At 70.8% G+C, this 21,102-nt stretch carries 12 protein-coding genes; all 12 read left to right on the forward strand.

Features of this window, described 5'->3' with window-relative positions; translation table 11 throughout:
- Positions 1–137 precede the first annotated feature (137 nt).
- The 12 genes from OG729_RS03755 (at position 138) to OG729_RS03810 (ending at position 21,046) form a co-directional block, all read left to right on the forward strand.
- Complete coding sequence (locus OG729_RS03755) at positions 138–3,032, forward strand: DEAD/DEAH box helicase (RefSeq protein ID WP_405804265.1); 2,895 nt, start codon at positions 138–140, stop codon at positions 3,030–3,032.
- Positions 3,029–4,327: an SWF or SNF family helicase gene (locus tag OG729_RS03760; RefSeq protein ID WP_405804266.1), complete on the forward strand. Its 1,299-nt coding sequence runs from the start codon at positions 3,029–3,031 to the stop codon at positions 4,325–4,327. Before OG729_RS03755 ends, OG729_RS03760 begins: the two co-directional genes overlap by 4 nt.
- A 122-nt stretch (positions 4,328–4,449) precedes the next feature.
- Positions 4,450–5,826 (forward strand): esterase-like activity of phytase family protein, encoded by a 1,377-nt coding sequence (locus OG729_RS03765; protein WP_405804267.1) that lies wholly within the window; start codon positions 4,450–4,452, stop codon positions 5,824–5,826.
- Positions 5,827–6,008: 182 nt separating this feature from the next.
- Complete coding sequence (locus tag OG729_RS03770) at positions 6,009–6,722, forward strand: TetR/AcrR family transcriptional regulator C-terminal domain-containing protein (protein ID WP_405804269.1); 714 nt, start codon at positions 6,009–6,011, stop codon at positions 6,720–6,722.
- Between the two features lie 256 nt (positions 6,723–6,978).
- Positions 6,979–8,247 (forward strand): IS4 family transposase, encoded by a 1,269-nt coding sequence (locus tag OG729_RS03775; RefSeq protein WP_405804270.1) that lies wholly within the window; start codon positions 6,979–6,981, stop codon positions 8,245–8,247.
- 290 nt (positions 8,248–8,537) lie between these two features.
- Positions 8,538–9,119: an N-acetylmuramoyl-L-alanine amidase gene (locus OG729_RS03780; RefSeq protein WP_405804272.1), complete on the forward strand. Its 582-nt coding sequence runs from the start codon at positions 8,538–8,540 to the stop codon at positions 9,117–9,119.
- 57 nt (positions 9,120–9,176) lie between these two features.
- Positions 9,177–10,430 (forward strand): GAF domain-containing protein, encoded by a 1,254-nt coding sequence (locus tag OG729_RS03785; protein ID WP_405804273.1) that lies wholly within the window; start codon positions 9,177–9,179, stop codon positions 10,428–10,430.
- Between the two features lie 163 nt (positions 10,431–10,593).
- Positions 10,594–12,063, forward strand: coding sequence for an aldehyde dehydrogenase family protein (locus tag OG729_RS03790; RefSeq protein ID WP_405804275.1), 1,470 nt, complete (start codon positions 10,594–10,596; stop codon positions 12,061–12,063).
- Entirely contained in the window at positions 12,060–13,712 is a 1,653-nt protein-coding gene (locus OG729_RS03795) for an APC family permease (protein ID WP_405804277.1), read from the forward strand. Before OG729_RS03790 ends, OG729_RS03795 begins: the two co-directional genes overlap by 4 nt.
- A gap of 25 nt (positions 13,713–13,737) precedes the next feature.
- Entirely contained in the window at positions 13,738–15,300 is a 1,563-nt protein-coding gene (locus OG729_RS03800) for a GMC family oxidoreductase (protein ID WP_405804278.1), read from the forward strand.
- A 100-nt stretch (positions 15,301–15,400) separates the two neighbouring features.
- The gene (locus tag OG729_RS03805; RefSeq protein ID WP_360865241.1) at positions 15,401–16,924 is read left to right on the forward strand and encodes an aldehyde dehydrogenase family protein; all 1,524 of its coding nucleotides are present in this window, start codon (positions 15,401–15,403) and stop codon (positions 16,922–16,924) included.
- Between the two features lie 519 nt (positions 16,925–17,443).
- Positions 17,444–21,046, forward strand: coding sequence for a CHAT domain-containing protein (locus tag OG729_RS03810; protein ID WP_405804279.1), 3,603 nt, complete (start codon positions 17,444–17,446; stop codon positions 21,044–21,046).
- Positions 21,047–21,102 lie beyond the last annotated feature (56 nt).

Genomic DNA, 21,102 nt, shown 5'->3' on the forward strand with positions numbered 1-21,102 from the left:
CGCCGGTCCGCAGCGATTCGCCGACCTGTTGCACCCCGGCCGGTCCGAGTGGGCCACGTCACGGTCGCGTCGCCTCCGTCCGGAGTCGGCGGGGAGTACCCTCGGCGACTCCGACCCCAAGTAGTCAAATTTGAGGAATGCGTCATCGCTGTGCAGAGACCCCCGCGGCAACGCCCTCCCCGACCACCGAAGCCCTCACCGAACTCGCTCGCTGCTCGGCCGTCTTCCTGCCCTCAGACCCGCCCCGTACGGGACGCATCGCCTTCTGGCGTACCGACGGCGGCGAACTCTCCCCCGCGCCCGGCTCCACCTCGCCCGGCGCCGTCGAGCCGCTGACCGTGGTCGGCGACGACGCCCGCACCCACGCCGTACGGGCTCTGCTGCTGCCCGTACGAGACGCACTGCCGGTGCTCACCAGGGCACGGGCCGGTGCCGACGCCTCGCCCACGGCCGCCTTCTGGGGCGCGGCGGCGCTCCTCGCCCTTCAACTCGCCGCGCGTGGGCTGCTGTTGCCGGGGCTGACCGCCACCGATCACGACGCCTGGCGGGTCGGGCCGCTGACTCCGGGGGATCTGGAGCGGGTGCGTACGCTCGCGGCCTCGATGCCGCCCACCGCGCACTGCGTGCCGCTCGACGCGAGGGCAGAGCCGCTTCTGCTGCCCGAACCGGAGCGGCTGCTGCGGGCGTTCCTCGACACTGTCGCCGACGGTCTGCCGCGCACACCCGCCGCACCGATCGCCGCGGGCGGCCCCGCCTTCGCCGGGCACGAGCCGCAGCGGCTGCCCGAACAGCGCGCCTGGGCCGCGGACGTCGCCGCCGGCCATGACGCGGGCGTACGTCTGTCCCTGCGCATCGAAGTGCCCGGGCTCGAACAGGCCGAGGGCGACGGTCCGGCGTTCCGCGCCGTCCTGCAACTGCACAGCGTCAGCGATCCGACACTCGTCACCGACGCCGCCGAACTGTGGGCAGGGCGGTCCGATGCGACCTTCGGACCGCGTGCCCGGATGGACGCCCTGCTCGCACTGCGCCGCGCCGCCCGCGCCTGGACGCCGCTCACTCCACTGCTCCACGCCGCAGTGCCGGACGCGATCGAACTCGCCGACGAGGAGGTGACCGAGCTCCTTGGCGAGGCCGCCAGGGCACTTGGGGCGACCGGTGTGCAGGTGCACTGGCCGACGGAGATGGCACGCAAGCTCACCGCGCGCGCCGTGATCGGCCCCCCGCAGGAGTCCGACGGCCCGCAGGTGGACGACTCGGGGCTGCCGTCCTTCCTGTCCGCCGACGCCCTGCTCGCCTTCAACTGGTGGTTCGCGCTGGGCGATCAGAGCCTGACCCGCGAGGAGGTGGACCGCCTCGCCGAGGCCAGTCGGCCCATCGTGCGGCTGCGCGACCAGTGGGTGCTCATCGACCCCGAGGAGGCCCGTCGCGCCCGCGAGAGCCAGGACCGCAAACTGACCCCCGTCGACGCGCTCGGCGTGGTACTCACCGGCTCCACCGAGGTCGACGGCCGCCGCGTCGACGTCGACGCGTCCGGCTGGCTGGCGCGTCTGCACGACCAACTCGCCGATCCCGAGGGCGACCGGCCGGAGATCGGCCAGCCGGCGGCGCTCGCCGCGACCCTGCGCGACTACCAGCTGCGCGGTCTCAACTGGCTGAACCGGATGACCTCGCTCGGCCTCGGCGGCGTGCTCGCCGACGACATGGGCCTGGGCAAGACCATCACGCTCATCTCGCTGCATCTGCACCGCCAGACGGACGAATCGGCCGCGGGCCCCACCCTCGTCGTCGCTCCGGCGTCCCTGATGGGCAACTGGCAGCGCGAGATCGAGCGGTTCGCGCCCGGCACACCCGTACGCCGCTTCCACGGCGCATCGCGCAGCCTCGGCTCCCTCGCCGACGGGGAGTTCGTGCTCACGACGTACGGCACGATGCGACTCGACGCCGAGAAACTGGGCCAGGTGGCGTGGGGCATGGTTGTCGCCGACGAGGCGCAGCACGTCAAGAACCCGTACTCCACCACCGCCAGGCAGCTGCGCACCATCGGCGCGAAGGCGCGCGTCGCGCTCAGCGGCACGCCGGTGGAGAACAACCTCTCCGAGCTGTGGGCGATCCTCGACTGGACCACGCCCGGACTGCTCGGCAGGCTCGGCACCTTCCGTACCCGCTATGCGCAAGCGGTGGAAGGTGGCAACGATCCCGCCGCAGCCCAGCGACTCGCCGCGCTGGTACGGCCGTTCCTGCTGCGCCGGCGCAAGTGCGACCCGGGCATCGCGCCCGAGCTGCCGCCCAAGACCGAAACCGACCGGGCCGTTTCGCTGACCACGGAACAGACCGGGCTGTACGAGGCAGTGGTACGGGAAACCCTCGCTGCGATCTCCGAGGCGGGCGGCATGGAACGGCGCGGTCTGGTCGTGAAGCTGCTGACCGCCCTCAAGCAGATCTGCAACCACCCGGCGCAGTACCTCAAGGAGGAGCGGCCGCGGGTTTCGGGCCGCTCCGGGAAGCTGGAGCTGCTCGACGAGCTGCTCGACACGATCCTTCTCCAGGACGCGAGCGTGCTGATCTTCACTCAGTACGTACAGATGGCGCGGCTGCTCGAACAGCATCTGGCGGCGCGCGGGGTGGGGACGCAGTTCCTGCACGGCGGCACGCCGATCGCCGAGCGAGAGGCGATGGTGCAGCGCTTCCAGGACGGTGAAGTGCCGGTCTTCCTGCTCTCGTTGAAGGCCGCGGGCACCGGACTGAATCTGACCCGCGCCGAACATGTCGTGCATTACGACCGCTGGTGGAACCCGGCCGTCGAGGCGCAGGCCACCGACCGTGCGTACCGCATCGGCCAGCACCGCCCCGTCCAGGTCCACCGGCTGATCGCCGAGGGAACCATCGAGGACCGGATCGCTGACATGCTGGCGCGCAAACGGGAGCTGGCGGACGCGGTCCTCGGCTCCGGCGAAGCCGCGCTGAGCGAACTGACCGAACTGACCGACGCCGAACTGGCGGATCTGGTGGAGCTGCGAGGGAGCGGACGATGAGCGGCGCAGACGAGCGGGATCACGGCCGGGACGACAACGAGCGGACCTTCGCCGCGCTGCCGCCCGCGCGCGGCCGCGGCTTCGCCCAGACCTGGTGGGGCCAGGCCTGGCTCAAGGCTCTCGAGGACACGGCGCTCGACGGCGAGCAGCTGAAGCGGGGCCGACGGCAGGCGCGCGAGGGCGCGGTCGGGGCGGTTTCGGTGCGCCCCGGGCGGATCACCGCCGTCGTACGGGACCGGGACGGCACCGCACAGCGCAGCGATGTGCTGCTGCAGGAGCTGAGCGAGGCCGAGTGGGACGGCTTCCTGGACATGGCGGTCGACCGGGCGGGGCACATCGCGGCCCTGCTGGACCGGGAGATGCCGCCGCATCTGGTGGAGGACGCGGCGGCGGCCGGGGTCGAACTCCTGCCGGGGATCGGCGACTTGGAGCCCGAGTGCACCTGCGGGGCATGGGACCAATGCCTGCACACGGCGGCGCTCTGCTACGAGGTGGCGCGCCTCCTCGATCAGGATCCGTTCGTGCTGCTGCTGATGCGAGGGCGCTCGGAGCACCGTCTCCTCGGTGAGCTGCAGATACGGAGCGTGGCGCGGGCGACCGCGACGGCACCGAAGTCCGAGCCTGCTCGGACGCCAGAAGGCGTGCGGGCCGATGAGGCGTTCGCGGCGCGGGACACCCTGCCGACGCTGCCCGCTCCCCCGCCGCTGCCGGACGAACCGGGGCTGCCGCCCGCTCTGGACACAGAGACCCCTCCGGCGCCCGGACTCGACGCCGCCGCGCTGGAGTTCCTTGCCGCGCAAGCGGCGGCGCGGGCGCATCTCATGCTCGCCGACGCGCTCTCGCCCGCACATCAACAGCAGCCGTCCGAGGTGGTGTTGACAGAGGCCGCGGATGCGGCGCGGCTTGCGGCCGCGGCGCCGGGGCCGACGATCGCCGGACGTCTGGCGACGGGCACCGGCCGCGGGCGCGCCGAGCTCGACCTGGCCGTACGCGCCTGGCACTTCGGCGGTGCCACCGCGCTCGCGGCACTCGAGGAGGAGTGGCTGCCCGAGCCGGAGCTCCTCGCCCGGGCGAGGACGGCCCTCGCCGAGGCTTGGGAGGAGACCGAACGGCCACAGCTGCGTCCACTCGGCTCCGGCCGCTGGACGGTCGTGGGCGCCGATGCGCAGCTTCGCCTCGGGCGGGACGGCCGCTGGTGGCCCTACCGCAAGGAGCGGGGCCGCTGGGCACCGGCCGGCCCCGCCGACCACGATCCGGCAGCGGCACTGGCGGGTGCCCTGGCCGAGACAGGCTGAACAGCCTGGCCACGCATGCGTGATGGCAGTGCGTCAGGCGGTGTTCATCCCGATGCCCCACGGCGTTCGGGAGGAGCGCTCAGCCTGGCCACTGTCACATGATCCGTCGGCCAGGAGGCCCCATGTCCCCGCATGCGCACAAGCAGCGCACCGTACGCCGTTCCTTCGCCGTCGGGCTGCCGATCGCCCTGCTCGCGGCGATCGCCGTGGCCGGGACCGCCATGGGCGTGCCGGGTCACGAGGGCAGCGAGGACGGCGGACAGGAGCGGGCTCCGCGCGTGGTGGGCAGCGCGCTGCTCGGGGACGTGCCGCTGGGCCGGTTCAGCAATGCGCTGCTGCCCGGTTCGGTCGCCGACGACCGGGGGGTCGACCTCGGCGGCATCGGCAGCGACATCTACCCCGCCGGCCGCAAGGGCGAGTTCTGGACGGTGACCGATCGCGGTCCCAACGGCCAGATCAAGGTGGACGGCAAGAAGCGCCGTGCCTTCCCCGTCCCCGGCTTCGATCCCGCGATCGTCAAGGTCCGCGTCGTCGGCGACCGGGTGCAGGTGCTCAAGGCGATCGCGATCACCACACAGTCCGGCAAGGCTGTCACCGGTCTGTCCAACCAGGCCTCGCGGGACGAGGCTCCGTACACGTACGACGCGAAGACCCCGCTCACGTACAACCCGAACGGCCTCGACACCGAGGGCATCGTGCGTGCCGCGGACGGCACCTTCTGGCTCGCCGACGAGTACGGCCCGTCCCTCGTGCATGTCTCCGCACACGGCAAGGTGCTCGCACGCCATGTACCGAAGGGCCTGAAGCTCCAGGGCGCCGACTATCCGGTGGTGGAGTCACTGCCCGGCATTCTGCTCGGGCGCAAGACCAACCGGGGCTTCGAGGGACTGGCCCAGCTCCCCGGCGGCGACCTGGTGCTCGCGGTGCAGAGCCCGCTGTCCGTGCCGGACACGGCCGCGGGCGAGAAGTCCCGCAACGCGCGGCTGCTGCGTTTCTCGCCGAAGAAGCGCGCCGTGACGGCCGAGTACGCCTATCGCTTCGACGCGGTGGACGTCGTCGACCCGGGCGAGGACGACACCTCGGAACTCAAGATCTCCTCGCTCGTGGCCGTCGGCCGCCACGGCCTGCTGGTCCAGGAGCGCACCGACCGGACCTTCCGGCTGCACCGTGTCACGTTGCCGCACGGCGCGGGCATCCTGGGCGGCGCATGGGACGACCCGGCGACCTCCCCCTCGTACGAGCAGCTCGATGACCCCTCGGCGGGGGGTGTGCCGTTGCTCCGCAAGAGCCTGGTGGCCGACTTCGGCAAGGTCGCGGGCGTGCCCGGCAAGATCGAAGGCGTCGCGCTGGTGGGCCGGGACACTCTCGCGCTCATCAACGACAACGACTTCGGCATGACGGACGGCCCCGATGCCTTCGACGCGCAGGGCCGCCTGGTGGACAGCGGCATCGAGACGACGGTGACGTACGTGCGCCTGCCGCGGCCGCTGCACGGCTGACCGAGCGGAGGGGGCATCCGGTGGCTCGCCTCATCACGGGCGGCCGTCATTCGGGTGTGCCGGCCTCGGCGGTCAGCGCACGGACTCGCTCGGTGTGGGGTGCGTGCGCATCGGCGGTGCGGGTGGGCCACTCGCCATAGTGAACAGCATTCATGTGAACGTTGTTCACTATAGTGAGGTCCATGAGCTCCCCGTCAACCCCCCGCCGCACCGAATCCGCCGCCCGGGCGCCGCGAGGCCGCCCCGCGCGACTGGACCGGACACGCACCGTCGAGACCGCCCTGGAACTGCTGGACGATGCCGGGCTCGACGCGCTCACGATGCGGCGGCTGGCCGACGCCATGGGCGTCCAGGCCGGCGCGCTCTACCGGCATTTCGCGACCAAGCAGGACTTGCTGACAGCAATGGCCGAGCGGATGCTCGCCGCCTGTGCGGACCCGCCGCCGGCACAGGAGGACTGGACCGGGCGACTGGCCGATCTGGCCCGCCGGATGCGCACGGCGCTGCTCGGCCACCGCGACGGGGCGCGCGTCTACGCCGGAACCCACTCGACCGGCGAGAACACCCTGGGCTTCGCCGACACCCTCGTCGGCACTCTGCGCACGGCAGGCTTCACTGCCGACGATGCGGCTCGGGCGGCCTACGCGATCGTCCACTTCACGATCGGCCACACCCTCGAAGAACAAGCCGCACTGCCTCACGGGGCGAACGATGCGGCGGCAGACGTCCAGTCCCTGCGGCAGGCACTGGCACAGGGCCACTTCCCCCATCTGACCGCGGCCGCTCACGTGCTCACCAGCACGGACTTCGCAGCCCACTTCGAGTACGGGCTGCGCCTGTTCATCGAGGGATTGCGGGCAGAATCAAGGCGCCCTCGGGAAAGCCCCAGCACATAGGGGCCCGGGGCATCCGTGCGGGGTCCCGCCGGGCACAACTTCCTCTTCCACTAGGGATGTTGAGGCGCATCTGCGTCTTCCGGCGCTCCCGCCGCCGCTCGTACCGTAGAGCCGGCGAGGCTCATTCCAGCCCAATTGGTCACCCGGGAGGGCGAGGCGCCGCCAGCAGGATCCCGAAGACAGGCCCTAGCCCCAATGCCGTTGTTTTAGGTTGCGGGCGTAGGCTGCTTGGCAGTGGGTCCCGGGGGTGGTTCGGGTGGCTGCGAGTGTCTCTGAGTTATCGGGTCTTGGGTTGTTGACCTGGGTGTATCCGCCGGGGTTGGTGGATCGGGTGGTGGCCGCTTGCGGCTGCGCGGAACAACGCAAGCGACTGCTTCCCGCCCGGCTGGTGGTGTATTTCGTGCTGGGGCTCGCGTTGTTCTCTCCGGCTCCGTATCTGGAAGTGATGCGGCACCTGGTGGAGGGTCTGCGAAGCCAGGGACTGCTCGGTGCCTGGCATGTGCCGGCGAAGTCCTCGCTGTTCCGGGCCCGGCAGCGGCTGGGCTCGGAGCCCTTGCGGGTGCTGTTCGCCACGACGGCCAAGCCGATGGCCACCGAGGCGACGCCCGGGGCGTTCTGGCGGGGCCTGCGGCTGCTGGCGGTGGACGGGACCTGCTGGGACGTCGCGGACACCGCGGCCAACGAGGCTGCCTTCGATCGTCCGGGCAGCGGCCGCGGGACGGGCCGGAGTGCGTTTCCGCAGGTGCGGATGGCTGCCCTGGTGGAGCTGGGCAGCCATGCGGTGCTGGACGCGGAACTGGCCGGCTGCCGCACCGGGGAAGTCACCCTGGTGGCCCGTCTGCCGCGGTCGCTCGGCCCGGGCCAACTCGTCCTGGCCGACCGGGAGTTCCTCGGTGTCCCGTTGTGGCAGGCATTCACCGCCACCGGCGCCGACCTGCTCTGGCGGGTGCCCGCCAACCGCGTCCTGCCCGTCACCAGGCAGTTCTGTGACGGGTCGTGGCTGTCACAGATCCGCGCAAGCAGCGACCCTGCCCGGAACGAGCCCATCGTGGTCCGGGTCCTGGCCTACCGGCTCAAGGACCAGCTCGGCGAGGATGCAGCCGGCGGATACCGCCTGGTCACCACCCTGCTGGACGCCCGACGGTATCCGGCCCGGCAACTGGCCGCGCTCTACCGCGAACGCTGGGAGATCGAGTCCGTTTTCGCCGAGATCAAGACTCATCAGCGCGGCGCACGCGTTGTCCTCAGCAGCAAAACACCCGACGGCGTCCGCCAGCAGATCTGGGCACACCTGCTGGTCCACCACGCCCTGCGCGAGCTCATGCTGAGAACGGCCGCCACCCGTGGCCTGGACCCCGACCGGGTCTCCTTCACCGAAACCCTGCGCTCCGCCCGCCGCAGCGTGACCGTCACGCCCGGCAGCTTTCCCCCTGACCTCCTGGTCAGAGCCCTGGTGATACTCGAACAGGACCTCCTGGAACGACTCCTGCCCAACAGAGGCTACGCAGCCAGCCCCGCGTCGTGAAACGCAAGATGTCCAACTACCGGCTCAAACGACCTCAACACCATGACTGGCCCCAGCCCACCCGCACCGGCACACGAGCCGTCCTGATCACCAGACCCCAACCAGCAGATCCGTAAAGCAACGGCATTGGCCCTAGCCCATGCCCGCGACACCAACTGCACCTGCGTCGCCGAGATCCGCCGGGAATGGATTCCGGCAGGGGATGCTCACTTTGGCGGCCTCCGCCGTCACCTGCGTGAGGTCTCCGCCGTACCGCCACGCCCTGACTCCCCCACCAGGAGAGGCTTCCCATGGACCGTAGACGACTGCTCCAGGGCGCCGCCGCCGCAACCACCGCCGGTGTGCTGCTGCCCGCGGCCCGAGCACAGGCCGCCGCCTTCGCGGACACCGACCATCCATCCGCCCACTGGACACCCGCCACCACCGCCAACTACACGGCGTCCAGCCGCCCTTCGGCGTATCCCGTCCAGTATGTGGTCATCCATGTCACGCAGGAGACCTTCGACAGCACGATCGGCATCTTCCAGAACCCGGCCAAGCAGGTGTCCGCGCACTATGTGGTGCGCTCTGCGGACGGCTATGTCGCGCAGTGCGTACGGGAGCGCAACATCGCCTGGCACGCGGGCAATTGGGACTACAACACCCGCAGCGTCGGCATCGAGCACGAGGGCTGGATCGACAGGCCCTCGTACTTCACGCATGCGCTGTACGAACAGTCCGCGGCGCTCACCGCCTCGGTCTGCGACCGTTACGGCATCCCCAAGGACCGGGCGCACATCATCGGCCACAACGAAGTGCCGGGTGCCACCCACACCGACCCGGGACCCCTGTGGGACTGGGTGCGCTACATCCGCCTCGTGAACTTCGCCTGACGCGGGCACGCTTGTCGGGTTTCGCCGCCTGGGCCACGATGGGCGCAGGAGGCCGAGTTGAGCGACACATGGGTGGCTCTTGAGTCCGGCGCGGATCCGACCGAGCGGATCGCCGAGCTGCGCTGGGCGTACGAGGCGTATCTGACGGCGGGACGGGTCGAGCGGCCGGTACGTTCCGTGGTCGCCGAATCCTGGCGGCGCTCGGCCCGTGCGCAGGTCAGCCCGGAGGGCACCGCGGGTGTCGAGCTGGACGCCGAGGCGCTGGCGACGTACCGCGAGAATCATCCGCTGGCGCGGGTGATGCCGCTGGTCAGGGAGTTGATGGGGGCCTACGCCAGCGACGGCGAGCATCTGGTTGCGGTCTGCGACGCGCACGGGCGGCTGCTGTGGGTCGAAGGGCCCGCCGCCACGCGCAGCAAGGCAGGCGGGATGAACTTCGTGCCGGGCGCCCGCTGGGCCGAGACGGTCGCCGGGACGAACGCCCCGGGCACGGCGATCACCGTGGACCGGCCGGTGCAGGTGTTCGCCGCCGAGCACTTCCGGCGGCCCGTGCACGCCTGGACGTGCGCCGCAGCCCCGGTCCACGACCCGGCCACGGGGCGGCTGCTCGGCGCGGTGGACATCACCGGCGGGGACCGGCTGGCGCATCCGCACAGCCTCGCGTTCGTGGGAGCGGTGGCGCGAGCGGCCGAGTCGCAGCTGGCGCTCCTCGCCCCGCCGCCCGCCGCGGACAGTGTGCGGCTGTCGGCGCTGGGCAGGGACGAGGCGCTGCTGGTGACCGGCGGGCGCAAGGTGCGCCTGAGCCGCCGCCACAGCGAAATCCTGGTGCTGCTGGCCCACCGCCCCGAGGGCGTCGGCGGCGACGAGCTGCTGGTCGAGCTGTACGAGGACGAGTCGGTCACCCCGGTCACCCTGCGGGCCGAGCTTTCGCGGCTGCGCGGGCTGCTGGGGCCGGAGCTGCTGCGCTCGCGCCCGTACCGGCTCGCGGTGCCCGTCGACGCGGACTTCGACACGGTGACGCGACGGCTGGCCTCGGGGGCGGCGACCGGGGCGCTGAGCGCCTACGCCGGTCCGCTGCTGCCCACGTCGCAGGCGCCCGCAGTGGTGAGGCTGCGCCGCCGTCTGGAGGATCAGCTGCGGGCGGCGCTGATCGCACGCGGCGATCCGGGACTGCTGGCCGACTGGGCGTACAGCCCCTGGGGAGAGGACGATCTTCCCGTGTGGCGGGCGCTCGCCGCCGCGCTCCCCGTACAGCAGCGCCCGCCCGCGCTCGCGCGCGTACGCGAACTGGACGGCTGGCAGCGGACGTAACAGCAATTCGAACACCCATGCTGTTGATTTTTCCCACCGGCCGGCCAGCTCCCACGCTGCGGACACGGCCCGATCTCCTTACTGTCAATGGGTGGAGCACCACAGGGCATGACCCGGCCGGCCCCGTGCCCGTGCCCGGCCATCCGAACCCGGAGGAGCCCTCATGCCGGAGCTGTTCATCGGCGGTCAGTGGACCGCAGCGGTCGACGGGCAGGTGCGCGACATCCGCTGTCCCGCCGACGGCACCCTCGTCGCGACCGTCGACGAGGCCGGGCCGAAGGACGCCACCGCGGCGATCGCCGCGGCCCGTGACGCCTTCGACAGCGGACCCTGGCCCGGCACCCCGGCCGCCGAGCGCGGCCGGCTGCTGCTGCGCGTCGCCGGGCTGCTGGAGCGCGACAAGGACACACTCGCCCGCGCCGAATCCCTGGACACCGGGAAGCGGCTGGCGGAGAGCGAGTACGACATGGCCGACATCGCGAACTGCTTCCGCTACTTCGGCAATCTGACAGCCGCCGGCGGCCAGGACCGGATCGTCGACACGGGCAACCCCGAAGCGGACAGCCGGGTGGTACACGAGCCGGTCGGCGTGTGCGCGCTGATCACCCCGTGGAACTATCCCCTGCTGCAGACCGCCTGGAAGGTCGCGCCGGCGCTCGGCGCGGGCAATACCTTCGTCCTCAAGCCGAGCGAACTGACCCCGCACACGGCCATCATCCTGATGCGCCTGCTGGCCGAGGCGGGGCTGCCGGACGGGGTCGCCAATCTGATCCTCGGCGCGGGTCCCGCCGTCGGTGCGCCGCTCAGCACGGACCCGCGGGTCGATCTGGTGTCGTTCACCGGCGGGCTCGTCACCGGACGCCGCATCATGGCGGCCGCGGCACCCACCGTGAAGAAGGTCGCCCTGGAACTGGGCGGCAAGAATCCCAACATCGTCTTCGCGGACGCCGACTTCGACACCGCCGTCGACTATGCGCTGCTGGCGGTGTTCCTGCACTCCGGACAGGTCTGCTCGGCCGGTGCGCGGCTGCTGGTCCAGGACGAGCTGCACGACAGGTTCGTCGACGCGGTGGTGGCGCAGGCGAAGCAGATCCGGCTCGGCGGCCCCTTCGACCCGAACGCCCGAGCCGGGCCGCTGATCTCCGCCGCGCACCGCGCCAAGGTCGAGGCCTATGTGGCCACGGGACTCGCCGAGGGTGCGGTGCTGCGCTGCGGCGGCAAGCGGCCCGACGACCCGGCGCTGCGGGACGGCTTCTACTACCTGCCGACGGTGCTGGACGACTGCGCTCCCGGCATGTCCGTGGTACGGGACGAGTCGTTCGGCCCGGTGCTCACCGTCGAGACGTTCCGCGACGAGGAGGAAGCGGTCGCGCTCGCCAATGACACCGTCTACGGGCTGGCCGGGGCGGTCTGGTCGCAGGATGTCGGCCGGTCGCACCGGGTGGCGTCCCGGCTGCGGGCCGGGACCGTATGGATCAACGACTTCCATCCGTACGTACCGCAGGCGGAATGGGGCGGCATGAAGCAGTCCGGCTTCGGCCGTGAACTGGGCCCCACCGGACTCGCGGAGTACCAGGAGGCCAAACACATGTGGCGCAACCTCGACCCACGCCCGCAGAGGTGGTTCGCATGAGCGGCGACACCGGCAGAGACCCGGACGGCACAGGTCCCGCGGGCACCGGCAGAGCGCCGGACCGGGCAGGGCACGCCGACGGGCCCGCGGTGCAGGGCAGCCGCGCCGACGTGCTCATCGCACAGGGCAAGCATGACGACGACGCGCTCGGCGTGCTCGGCTACAAGCCCGAACTCAAGCGCACCCTCGGCAATTTCCACACCTTCGCCGCCGGGATCAGCTACATCTCCATCCTGACCGGCACCTTCCAGCTCTTCTACCTCGGTGTCGCCTTCGGCGGACCCGCGTACTGGTGGTCCTGGCCGATGGTCTTCGTCGGCCAGCTGATGGTGGCCCTGTGCTTCTGCGAGCTCGCCGCCCGCTACCCGGTCGCCGGGTCCGTCTACAACTGGGCCAAGACCATGGGCGGTCCGCACATCGGCTGGCTCGGCGGCTGGATGATGATGACGGCCACCATGGTGACGCTCTCCGCCGTGGCCCTCGCCTATCAGATCACGCTGCCGCAGATCGACGACTGGTTCCAGTTCGTGGGCGACGGCACCGGCAAGACCGATGCGGCTGCCAATGCCGTTCTGCTGGGCACGGTCCTCATCCTGTTCTCCACCCTGGTGAACGCCTTCGGCGTCAAACTCATGGCCACCATCAACTCCACGGGCGTGTTCATCGAACTGATCGCCGCCGTCACCCTCGTCGTCCTCCTCGCCGCCCATATCACCCGCGGCCCCAGCAGCGTCCTGACCCAGACGTATGGCCTCGGCAGCGGCGAAAGTCTCGGCTACTTCGGCGCGTTCCTCGCCGCCTCGCTGGCCTCCGCGTATGTCATGTACGGCTTCGACACGGCGTCGTCGCTCGGCGAGGAGTCGCACGATCCGAGCCGCAACGCGCCGCGCGCGATCCTGCGAGCCCTCGTCGCGTCCTTCATCATCGGCGGCCTGATCCTGCTCTTCGCGCTGATGGCCGTACCCAACCTGTTCGCGAAGCAGCTCGGCACCGAAGGTCTGCAGTACGTGGTGCTGGCAACCCTTGGCTCGACCATCGGGGAGATCGTGCTGTGGTGCGTCGTCGTCGCCATCACCGTCTGCGTACTGGCCGTGCAGGCGGCGGGCATCCGGCTGATGTTCGCGATGGCCCGGGACAACAACCTGCCCGCCGGCTCGCTGCTGGCGCGCGTCAGCCCGCGCTTCAAGACGCCGGTGGTGCCCGCCGTGGTGATCGGTGTGGTGGGCGACGTCATCCTGGTCATCAACATCAACCAGCCGCAGATCTTCTCGGTGATCACCAGCATCGCGGTCATCATGATCTACGTGGCCTATCTGATGGTCACCTTCCCCATGCTGATCCAGCGGCTGCGCGGGAGATGGCAGCCCGCCGAGGGCAAGTTCTCGCTCGGCAAGTTCGGACTGCCCGTCAACATCCTGGCCGTGCTGTGGGGCGTGGCCATGTCCATCAACCTCGCCTGGCCGCGCGCCGAGGTCTACAACGCCACCGGTCCGCAGCACTGGTATCTGCGCTGGGGCGCGTTCCTGTTCATCGGTGTGGTCGGTCTCGGCGGCTTCGCCTACTACTGGTTGGTGCAGCGGCACCGTACGGGAGTGCTCGCCGAACACCGCGCCGTCGTCGCGGACGAGCAGCCACCGGTCGCCTCCTGACTCCCCTTTCGATCCTGGAGACACGATGTCCGCACAGAGCCCCGTCCACGAGTTCGACTATGTGGTGGTCGGCGGCGGTACGGCCGGCGCCGTCATCGCGGCCCGGCTGACCGAGGACCCGGACATCAGCGTCTGCGTGCTGGAGGCGGGGCCGTCCGACGTCGGCGACGACAACGTCCTCCGACTCGACCGGTGGATGGCCCTGCTGGAGTCCTGTTACGACTGGGACTACCCGGTGGAGCCGCAGGAGAACGGCAACAGCTTTATGCGGCACGCCCGTGGCAAGGTGCTCGGCGGCTGCTCGTCGCACAACTCCTGCATCGCCTTCTGGGCGCCTGCCGAGGACCTCGACGACTGGGGCGCGATGGGCTGTACGGGCTGGAGCGCCAAGGACTGTTTCCCGCTCTACAAGCGCCTGGAGAGCAATGACGCGCCGGGCGAGCACCACGGCCGTTCGGGCCCGGTCACCATCCGCACCGTGCCGCCGCACGACCCGTGCGGGGTCGCGCTGCTCGCGGCCTGCGCGGCGGCGGACATCCCCACCACGCCGTTCAACGCCGGCACCACGGTGGTGCGCGGCGCAAACCGGTTCCAGATCAACGCCCGTGAGGACGGCACCCGTTCGTCCGCCTCCGTGTCCTATCTGCATCCGATTCTCGGCAAGCGGGCGAATCTGGAGGTACGCACCGGGCTTCAGGCCAAGCGGCTGCTGTTCGGCGACGGGGGACGCTGCACGGGAGTCGAGTACCTGGAGCCGGACGCCATCCACAGCGGGTCGGTCGCGGCGCGCCGCGAGGTGATCGTCTCCTGCGGCGCCATCGACTCGCCCAAACTGCTGATGCTCTCGGGCATCGGGCCCGCTGCGCATCTGCGGGAGAGCGGGGTCGAGGTGCGCGTCGACTCCCCCGGCGTCGGTTCGCATTTCCAGGACCATCCGGAGGGCGTGATCATGTGGGAGGCGAAGCAGCCCATGGTCGCCTCGTCCACCCAGTGGTGGGAGATCGGCATCTTCGCCGATACGCAGCCGGGCCTGGACCGGCCCGACCTGATGTTCCACTACGGTTCGGTGCCGTTCGACATGAACACCTACCGGCGCGGATTCCCCACCTCCGACAACGCCTTCTGTCTCACGCCGAACGTCACCCGCGCCCGGTCCATGGGCACGGTGCGCCTGCGCACCCGCGACTTCCGGGACAAGCCGAAGGTCGACCCGCGCTACTTCACGCACGAGCACGACATCAGGGTGATGACCCACGGCCTGCGGCTCGCCCGCGAGATCGTCGGGCAGGCGCCGATGGCCGACTGGGCAGGCAAGGAGCTGGCTCCCGGCCCCTCGCTCAAGTCCGACGACGAGTTGTTCTCCTACATCCGCGAGACCCACAACACCGTCTACCACCCGGCGGGCACCGTGCGGATGGGTGCGGTGGACGACGCGGACTCGCCGCTCGATCCGCAGCTGAGGGTCAAGGGAGTCAGCGGGCTGCGGGTGGCCGACGCCTCGATCATGCCGTCCCTGCCCACGGTCAATCCATGCATCACCACGATGATGATCGGTGAGAAGTGCGCCGACATGATCAAGGGGATCTGAGCGCCGGGCTCACCGCAACCTCCTTGCAACGTCCTGGCTCCTAGCCTCGCTGCGAGCGCCGTCCAAAGGCGGGCGGCACCCTCTCCGGGAGGCCATGGAGATGACCCGATACGCAGCGCCGGGCAGCGACGGCGCGATCGTCTCGTACCAGTCCCGCTACGACCACTGGATCGGCGGCGAGTATCTGCCGCCGGCCCGCGGCCAGTACTTCGAGAACCCGAGCCCGGTCAACGGCCGCCCCTTCACCGAGATCGCCCGCGGCACCGCCGAGGACGTCGAGCGCGCCCTGGACGCGGCGCACGCGGCCGCGCCCGGCTGGGGCCGTACCTCGGCGGGCGACCGTGCCACGATCCTGCTGCGGATCGCCGACCGGATGGAAGCCCATCTGGAAGAGCTGGCGGTGGCCGAGAGCTGGGAGAACGGCAAGCCGGTCCGCGAGACGCTGGCCGCCGACATCCCGCTCGCCATCGACCACTTCCGCTACTTCGCCGGCGCCCTTCGAGCCCAGGAGGGTTCGCTGAGCGAGGTCGACGACGACACGATCGCGTACCACTTCCACGAGCCGCTGGGCGTGGTCGGCCAGATCATTCCGTGGAACTTCCCGATCCTGATGGCCACATGGAAGCTGGCACCCGCGCTGGCCGCGGGCAATGCGGTGGTGCTCAAGCCCGCCGAGCAGACCCCGGCCTCGATCCACTTCTGGCTGAGCCTGGTCGCCGATCTGCTGCCGCCGGGAGTCGTCAACATCGTCAACGGCTTCGGCGTGGAGGCGGGCAAGCCGCTCGCCTCCAGCCCGCGCGTCGCGAAGATCGCGTTCACGGGTGAGACCACCACGGGGCGGCTGATCATGCAGTACGCCTCCGAGAACATCAAGCCCGTCACCCTGGAGCTCGGCGGCAAGTCGCCGAACATCTTCTTCGACGACGTCTGGGCTTCCGACGACGAATTGCGCGACAAGGCCCTCGAAGGCTTCACCATGTTCGCCCTCAACCAGGGCGAGGTGTGCACCTGTCCGTCGCGAGCGCTGATCCAGCGGGGGCACTACAGCGAATTCCTGGAGGCGGGCATCGCCCGCACCGAGAAGATCCTCCCGGGCCACCCCCTCGACACCGACACGATGATCGGCGCCCAGGCCTCCAACGACCAGCTGCAGAAGATCCTTTCGTATCTGGACATCGGCCAGCAGGAGGGCGCCAAGGTCCTGACGGGCGGTCAGCGCATCGAGTACGACGGCGAACTGGCGGGCGGCTACTACGTCCAGCCCACGGTCTTCGAGGGCGACAACAGGATGCGGGTCTTCCAGGAGGAGATCTTCGGCCCGGTCGTCGCCGTCACATCCTTCTCGGACTTCGACGACGCGATCAGGACGGCGAACGACACGCTGTACGGGCTCGGGGCGGGCGTATGGACGCGTGACATCAATACGGCCTACCGGGCGGGGCGCGCCATCCAGGCGGGCCGGGTCTGGACGAACTGTTACCACGCATATCCGGCGCATGCGGCGTTCGGCGGCTACAAGCAGTCCGGGATCGGCCGGGAGAACCACAAGATGATGCTCGAGCACTACCAGCAGACGAAGAACCTGCTGGTCAGCTACTCCCCCAAGAAGCTTGGGTTCTTCTAGAGAAGTGAAGTCCACCGTCTGGAGTGAACGTTGCCCTCAGTAGGCAACGTTCACTCCAGACACAGAAGGTAATTCAAATAGCAGCCTTCAATGGTCTTCGGACTATTTCAGATGCTGCTCCCGGACCAGTCACGGACCAAGAAGTCGGAGACCGTTACCCAGCTAATCGTGATGAGGCAGTCTGAAATAACGATTCCACTGCGCGATTCCCACTGCCAGGTCAATGACCATGAGCGCTATACCTGCTTGACACCTCATGTAGCACGTGCGCCAATGCGCCCCCTCAAAGCGCCCCTCTCTGGTGGGACAGTGGAGCCATGGACACAGCTCGGCGCTGGTCATTGGTCGGCGATGCGTGGACGGATTTGACCACCACGGCCACGTCGAGGACCAAGCCTCGCTCACGAGGTGGCATCGGACGCCACGAGAACCCGCACCTGTGCGGAATCCGCTCCACCGAGCCGGTGTATCCAGGAAGCGGACGCGCAACTCCGGGCGCGACCCGAGGGGGCGAAGGGCATGGAACGGCTCACAGGTCTGCTGATGACCGAGCTCCGCGGTGCGGACCCGCGCACCGCCGGAGCAGACGACGTGCCAGAGCCGGTGGCCGTGCCCTCCATGGGGAAAGCCGCCCTCAAAGGTCCCCCGGCTGACCGGTGGTGCGAGGTCGCGGCCGCACTCGCGGCTGGTGAGAGCAAACGGGCTCTCGCGATGCTGGACGAGTGGCCCGACTCCGGCGAGGTTCTGCCCGATGACCGCACCCTGGTCCGGGCACTGCGCGTGGCGGCGCTCCAACTGGAGCACAACTGGCAGCCGGTGGCGGGCGCTGCGTTCCTGACGTCCGAGGCGACTGCCGCGTTGGCCTCCGTCGCACCGAACCTGGAAGCAGCCATCGCCGCCGTCGCTGACCCCCGGCTGCGCCGGTACGCCGAGCTGGCCGGGCAGACGCTGCCTTCCCTGCTCGGCGCGCGGACGATGCTGGGTCACCTTGCCAGCACCGGCGCCGCGCAACGGAACGCTCTGGCACATGGGGCGGACGAACCGTGGGTGCACCGGGACCTGGGCCCGGACGCCGCGCTGGTGCTGCGTTCCTTCGACGTCGGCAACGGGCACGCGGTGCCACCCGTGTACCGGACACTGCTCGCCTCGGACCTGCGCATGCGCGCCGCAGATCCGGCTGGGGCGCGTGAACTGCACGCGGAGGCCCTGCATCGGGCCGGTACCGAGGCCGTCACTGGTGGCCCGGCGTGCGAGGGCTTCGCCGAACTGCTGGCCGGGGACTGGCTGCTGGGGCCGCCGGACGCGGCACAACGCGCCCTGCGGGCACCCGCCCCGCAGGCAGCTGACCTTGACGCGGCGGCTGCGCACTTCGCGCGTGCGGAGGACTCCTATCACCGGGCCTGTTCGCGGCGCGGCCGGGCTGCGGCGGCGCTTCGTCTCGCGCACGTGGCCCGGCTGCGCGGCCGGTCCCGGGAGTGCCGGAGGGCGCTCGACCGCGCTCTGGACCTGGCTCTGGACGCCGGCGACGGTGCCTGTGCCGCGCTCGTACGGGTGCAGCGCGGTCTCGACGCCCTGGCACGTAGGGGGATGGCCGACCTGCCTGAGGCGGACGCCGTCCGGACCTGGGGAGCCTCGGTCGGCAGCGGCTCGTGGGCGCGAGGTCTGCGCGGGATCGCCCTGGAGCACTCCGCCTCGTGGCTCGAAGCGGGGGACCTGGTACGCGGCCGTGGCGCCCTGCTGCTCGCGGATCGGCTCTCCGATGCGGTCGAGGTGCCGGAACGGGCGGACGCTTGGGCCAAGTTGTACCGGTTGGCTGGACACGACCAGGCCGCGCTGTTGCTCACCGACGTCCGGATGGATGCCCTCGGCACCCGCATGCGAGGGCGACCCGCAACGGAACACTTCGGAGACCTGCTCGGCTTCGTGTTCTGCGCCCAGCTCTTCCACCACCACGCCCTCACCCTGGGCGACCCGGGGCTGCTCACGGCGTCGGGCGTCCGTCTGGACCGGGCCCTTAGCGCCGCGCGTGCCCTGCCCGCCGGAGACGGGCAGCTGGCAGCGGCACTGGGGCCACTGGCTGCCGACCTCGCGGAACTGCCCCTGTGGACGGCCCTCCAACAGGCCCGTCGCGACCGCGCCGCCGGACTGCCCGATGAGGCCGATGGGCACGCCGCGTTGGCTTTGGCCGCGGCGGCCCGGACCGGCAACGGCTACGGCACCTGCGCGGCCCTGGTCGAGCTGCGCCGCCTCGACGAGGCCCGCACGCAGGCACGGCGGCTCGACGAGGAGGGGCGGATGACCGCTCTCCAGTCCGCATCGCTGTGGCTGCGGCTCAACGAGCCCGTGGCAGCGGCCAGGGCCGCCCGGGATATCGGCCGCCGCGGCCCCGAACCCGCCGAACCCTGGGGCCTCCCCGCCATTCAGGCGGAGTTACGGCTCCAGCTCGGCGACCTCGATACTGCCCACGATCAGGCCCAACAGGGCGTGCGCGCCTACGAGGAACACCGGGCCCGGCTCGCCCGGGACTCCTTGCGCTCCGCGTCAGCCAACTCCCCGGTGATCCCCGGGCTTTACCACTGCGCCCTGCTTTCCCGACTGCCCCGGACCTCTTGTGTGGGTGCACCGGCCGCCGCCGCGTTCGACTGGGCGGAACGCAGCCGTTCGGGCTTCCTCGACGCGGTGCGCGCCCTCGACTCCGCGACGGGCTACCCGGGGGCTCGTGCCTCCGTGCGCGCGTGGCTGTCAGCCGGGACCCGTTGGTCGGCCCGATACGAGGAGGAGCTGGCGGGGATCCGTGAGGCGTCATCCGCAGCGGATCGCCCGGTGCGTCCTGCCCCCCGACCACCCGGCCCGGCGGCGAACGCGCCGGGCCCGGCCCCCGGCACACAGGCAAAGTCCCGGCTGGCGCGGCTCGCGGCGGCCGAGGCGGATCTGGACGCCGCCGAGGCGGCCGTACGGCGCCTCTCCCCGGCGGCCCTCACCTCCGCGCGGGGCGGTGAACTGCCGGAGGCTGCGCGAATCGCCGCCGCGCTGCCGACGGACACCCTGCTGATCACGCACCACGTCTTCGATGAGGACCTGGTGGGCTGGGCGGTGACCCGCAACGCAGTGCGAGCGGAGCGGTGTCGCCGCTGGGCGGGCGAAGTGACCGCGCTGGCGCGCCGCTTCCACGCGGGGTGCGCGGTCGGCGACAGCGACGGCCCGGCAGCGGCGCACACTCTCACCAAGTGGCTACTGGAACCGTTCGCCGCCGAACTCGACAGGTACCGGCGGGTAGTGGTGGTGCCCGCGCCACGGCTGTCGCTGCTGCCGTTCCACGTGCTGCCCTGGGACGGCGACGTCCTCGGCGCCCGGCACGTCGTCTCCTACCTCCCGGCCGCCTCGCTGCTGGTCCGGCCCCGGCCGCCGCAAGCGCCTTGGCGGCAGGCGCGGGCACTGCTCGTGGGAGCCCCCGCAATGGACCCGCAGACCGGTCTGACACCACTGCCGGGCACGGGCGTCGAGGTCGCCTCGATCGCCCGGCTGTTGCCGCGCGCGGAACTCCTGACCGGCGCACGGGCCACCCGGGGACGGGTGATGGCCGCCGCACCGGAGCATGAAGTACTCCATCTGGCCGCCCACGGCCTGATCGACGACCTCTCTCCCAGCCGTGGCAGGCTCGCGCTGGCCGGCACGGACGAACTGGACATGGCCGACCTCATCGGGTGCACACGAGCGCCCCGGTTATTGGTGCTGTCGGCCTGCAACTCCGGCCGGGGCACCGCCACGGCCGGCGGTGACGTCCTGGGGCTGACCCGGACGGCGATGATCACCGGGGCACAGGGGGCCGTCGTGTCGCTGTGGCCGGTGGGCGACGACACGGGCTGTCTGGTGATGACGGGGATGTACGAGCGGCTCGCCGACGGGACAGCGGCGGACGTGGCTACGGCATTGCACGACGCCCAGCAGGAGGTACGGAGCATGAGCCGCGCCGAACGTGACCACTTGTACGGGAGGTTGGCGGCGGCGGCCGGGGCTCCGCCGTCGGCTGCCGGCACCCGGGACAGCGAAGCGCTCTCCTGCCCAGCCGCCGCCGACCGGGATCCGCGCCACTGGGCACCGTTCGTCTACGTCGGAGCCTAGACCAGCCGCCGGACCATGACAGGCCCGGCAACCCCGATACGCCACCACGTACCCAG

The organism is Streptomyces sp. NBC_00210 (genome assembly GCF_045160975.1).
In the GTDB taxonomy this organism is placed as follows: Bacteria; Actinomycetota; Actinomycetes; order Streptomycetales; family Streptomycetaceae; genus Streptomyces.

Coding starts and splice junctions, on each gene's coding strand:
- OG729_RS03755 (WP_405804265.1), top strand. CDS start 138: ATGCGTCATCGCTGTGCAGAGACCCCCGCGGCAACGCCCTCCCCGACC.
- OG729_RS03760 (WP_405804266.1), top strand. CDS start 3,029: ATGAGCGGCGCAGACGAGCGGGATCACGGCCGGGACGACAACGAGCGG.
- OG729_RS03765 (WP_405804267.1), top strand. CDS start 4,450: ATGTCCCCGCATGCGCACAAGCAGCGCACCGTACGCCGTTCCTTCGCC.
- OG729_RS03770 (WP_405804269.1), top strand. CDS start 6,009: ATGAGCTCCCCGTCAACCCCCCGCCGCACCGAATCCGCCGCCCGGGCG.
- OG729_RS03780 (WP_405804272.1), top strand. CDS start 8,538: ATGGACCGTAGACGACTGCTCCAGGGCGCCGCCGCCGCAACCACCGCC.
- OG729_RS03790 (WP_405804275.1), top strand. CDS start 10,594: ATGCCGGAGCTGTTCATCGGCGGTCAGTGGACCGCAGCGGTCGACGGG.
- OG729_RS03795 (WP_405804277.1), top strand. CDS start 12,060: ATGAGCGGCGACACCGGCAGAGACCCGGACGGCACAGGTCCCGCGGGC.
- OG729_RS03800 (WP_405804278.1), top strand. CDS start 13,738: ATGTCCGCACAGAGCCCCGTCCACGAGTTCGACTATGTGGTGGTCGGC.
- OG729_RS03805 (WP_360865241.1), top strand. CDS start 15,401: ATGACCCGATACGCAGCGCCGGGCAGCGACGGCGCGATCGTCTCGTAC.
- OG729_RS03810 (WP_405804279.1), top strand. CDS start 17,444: ATGGAACGGCTCACAGGTCTGCTGATGACCGAGCTCCGCGGTGCGGAC.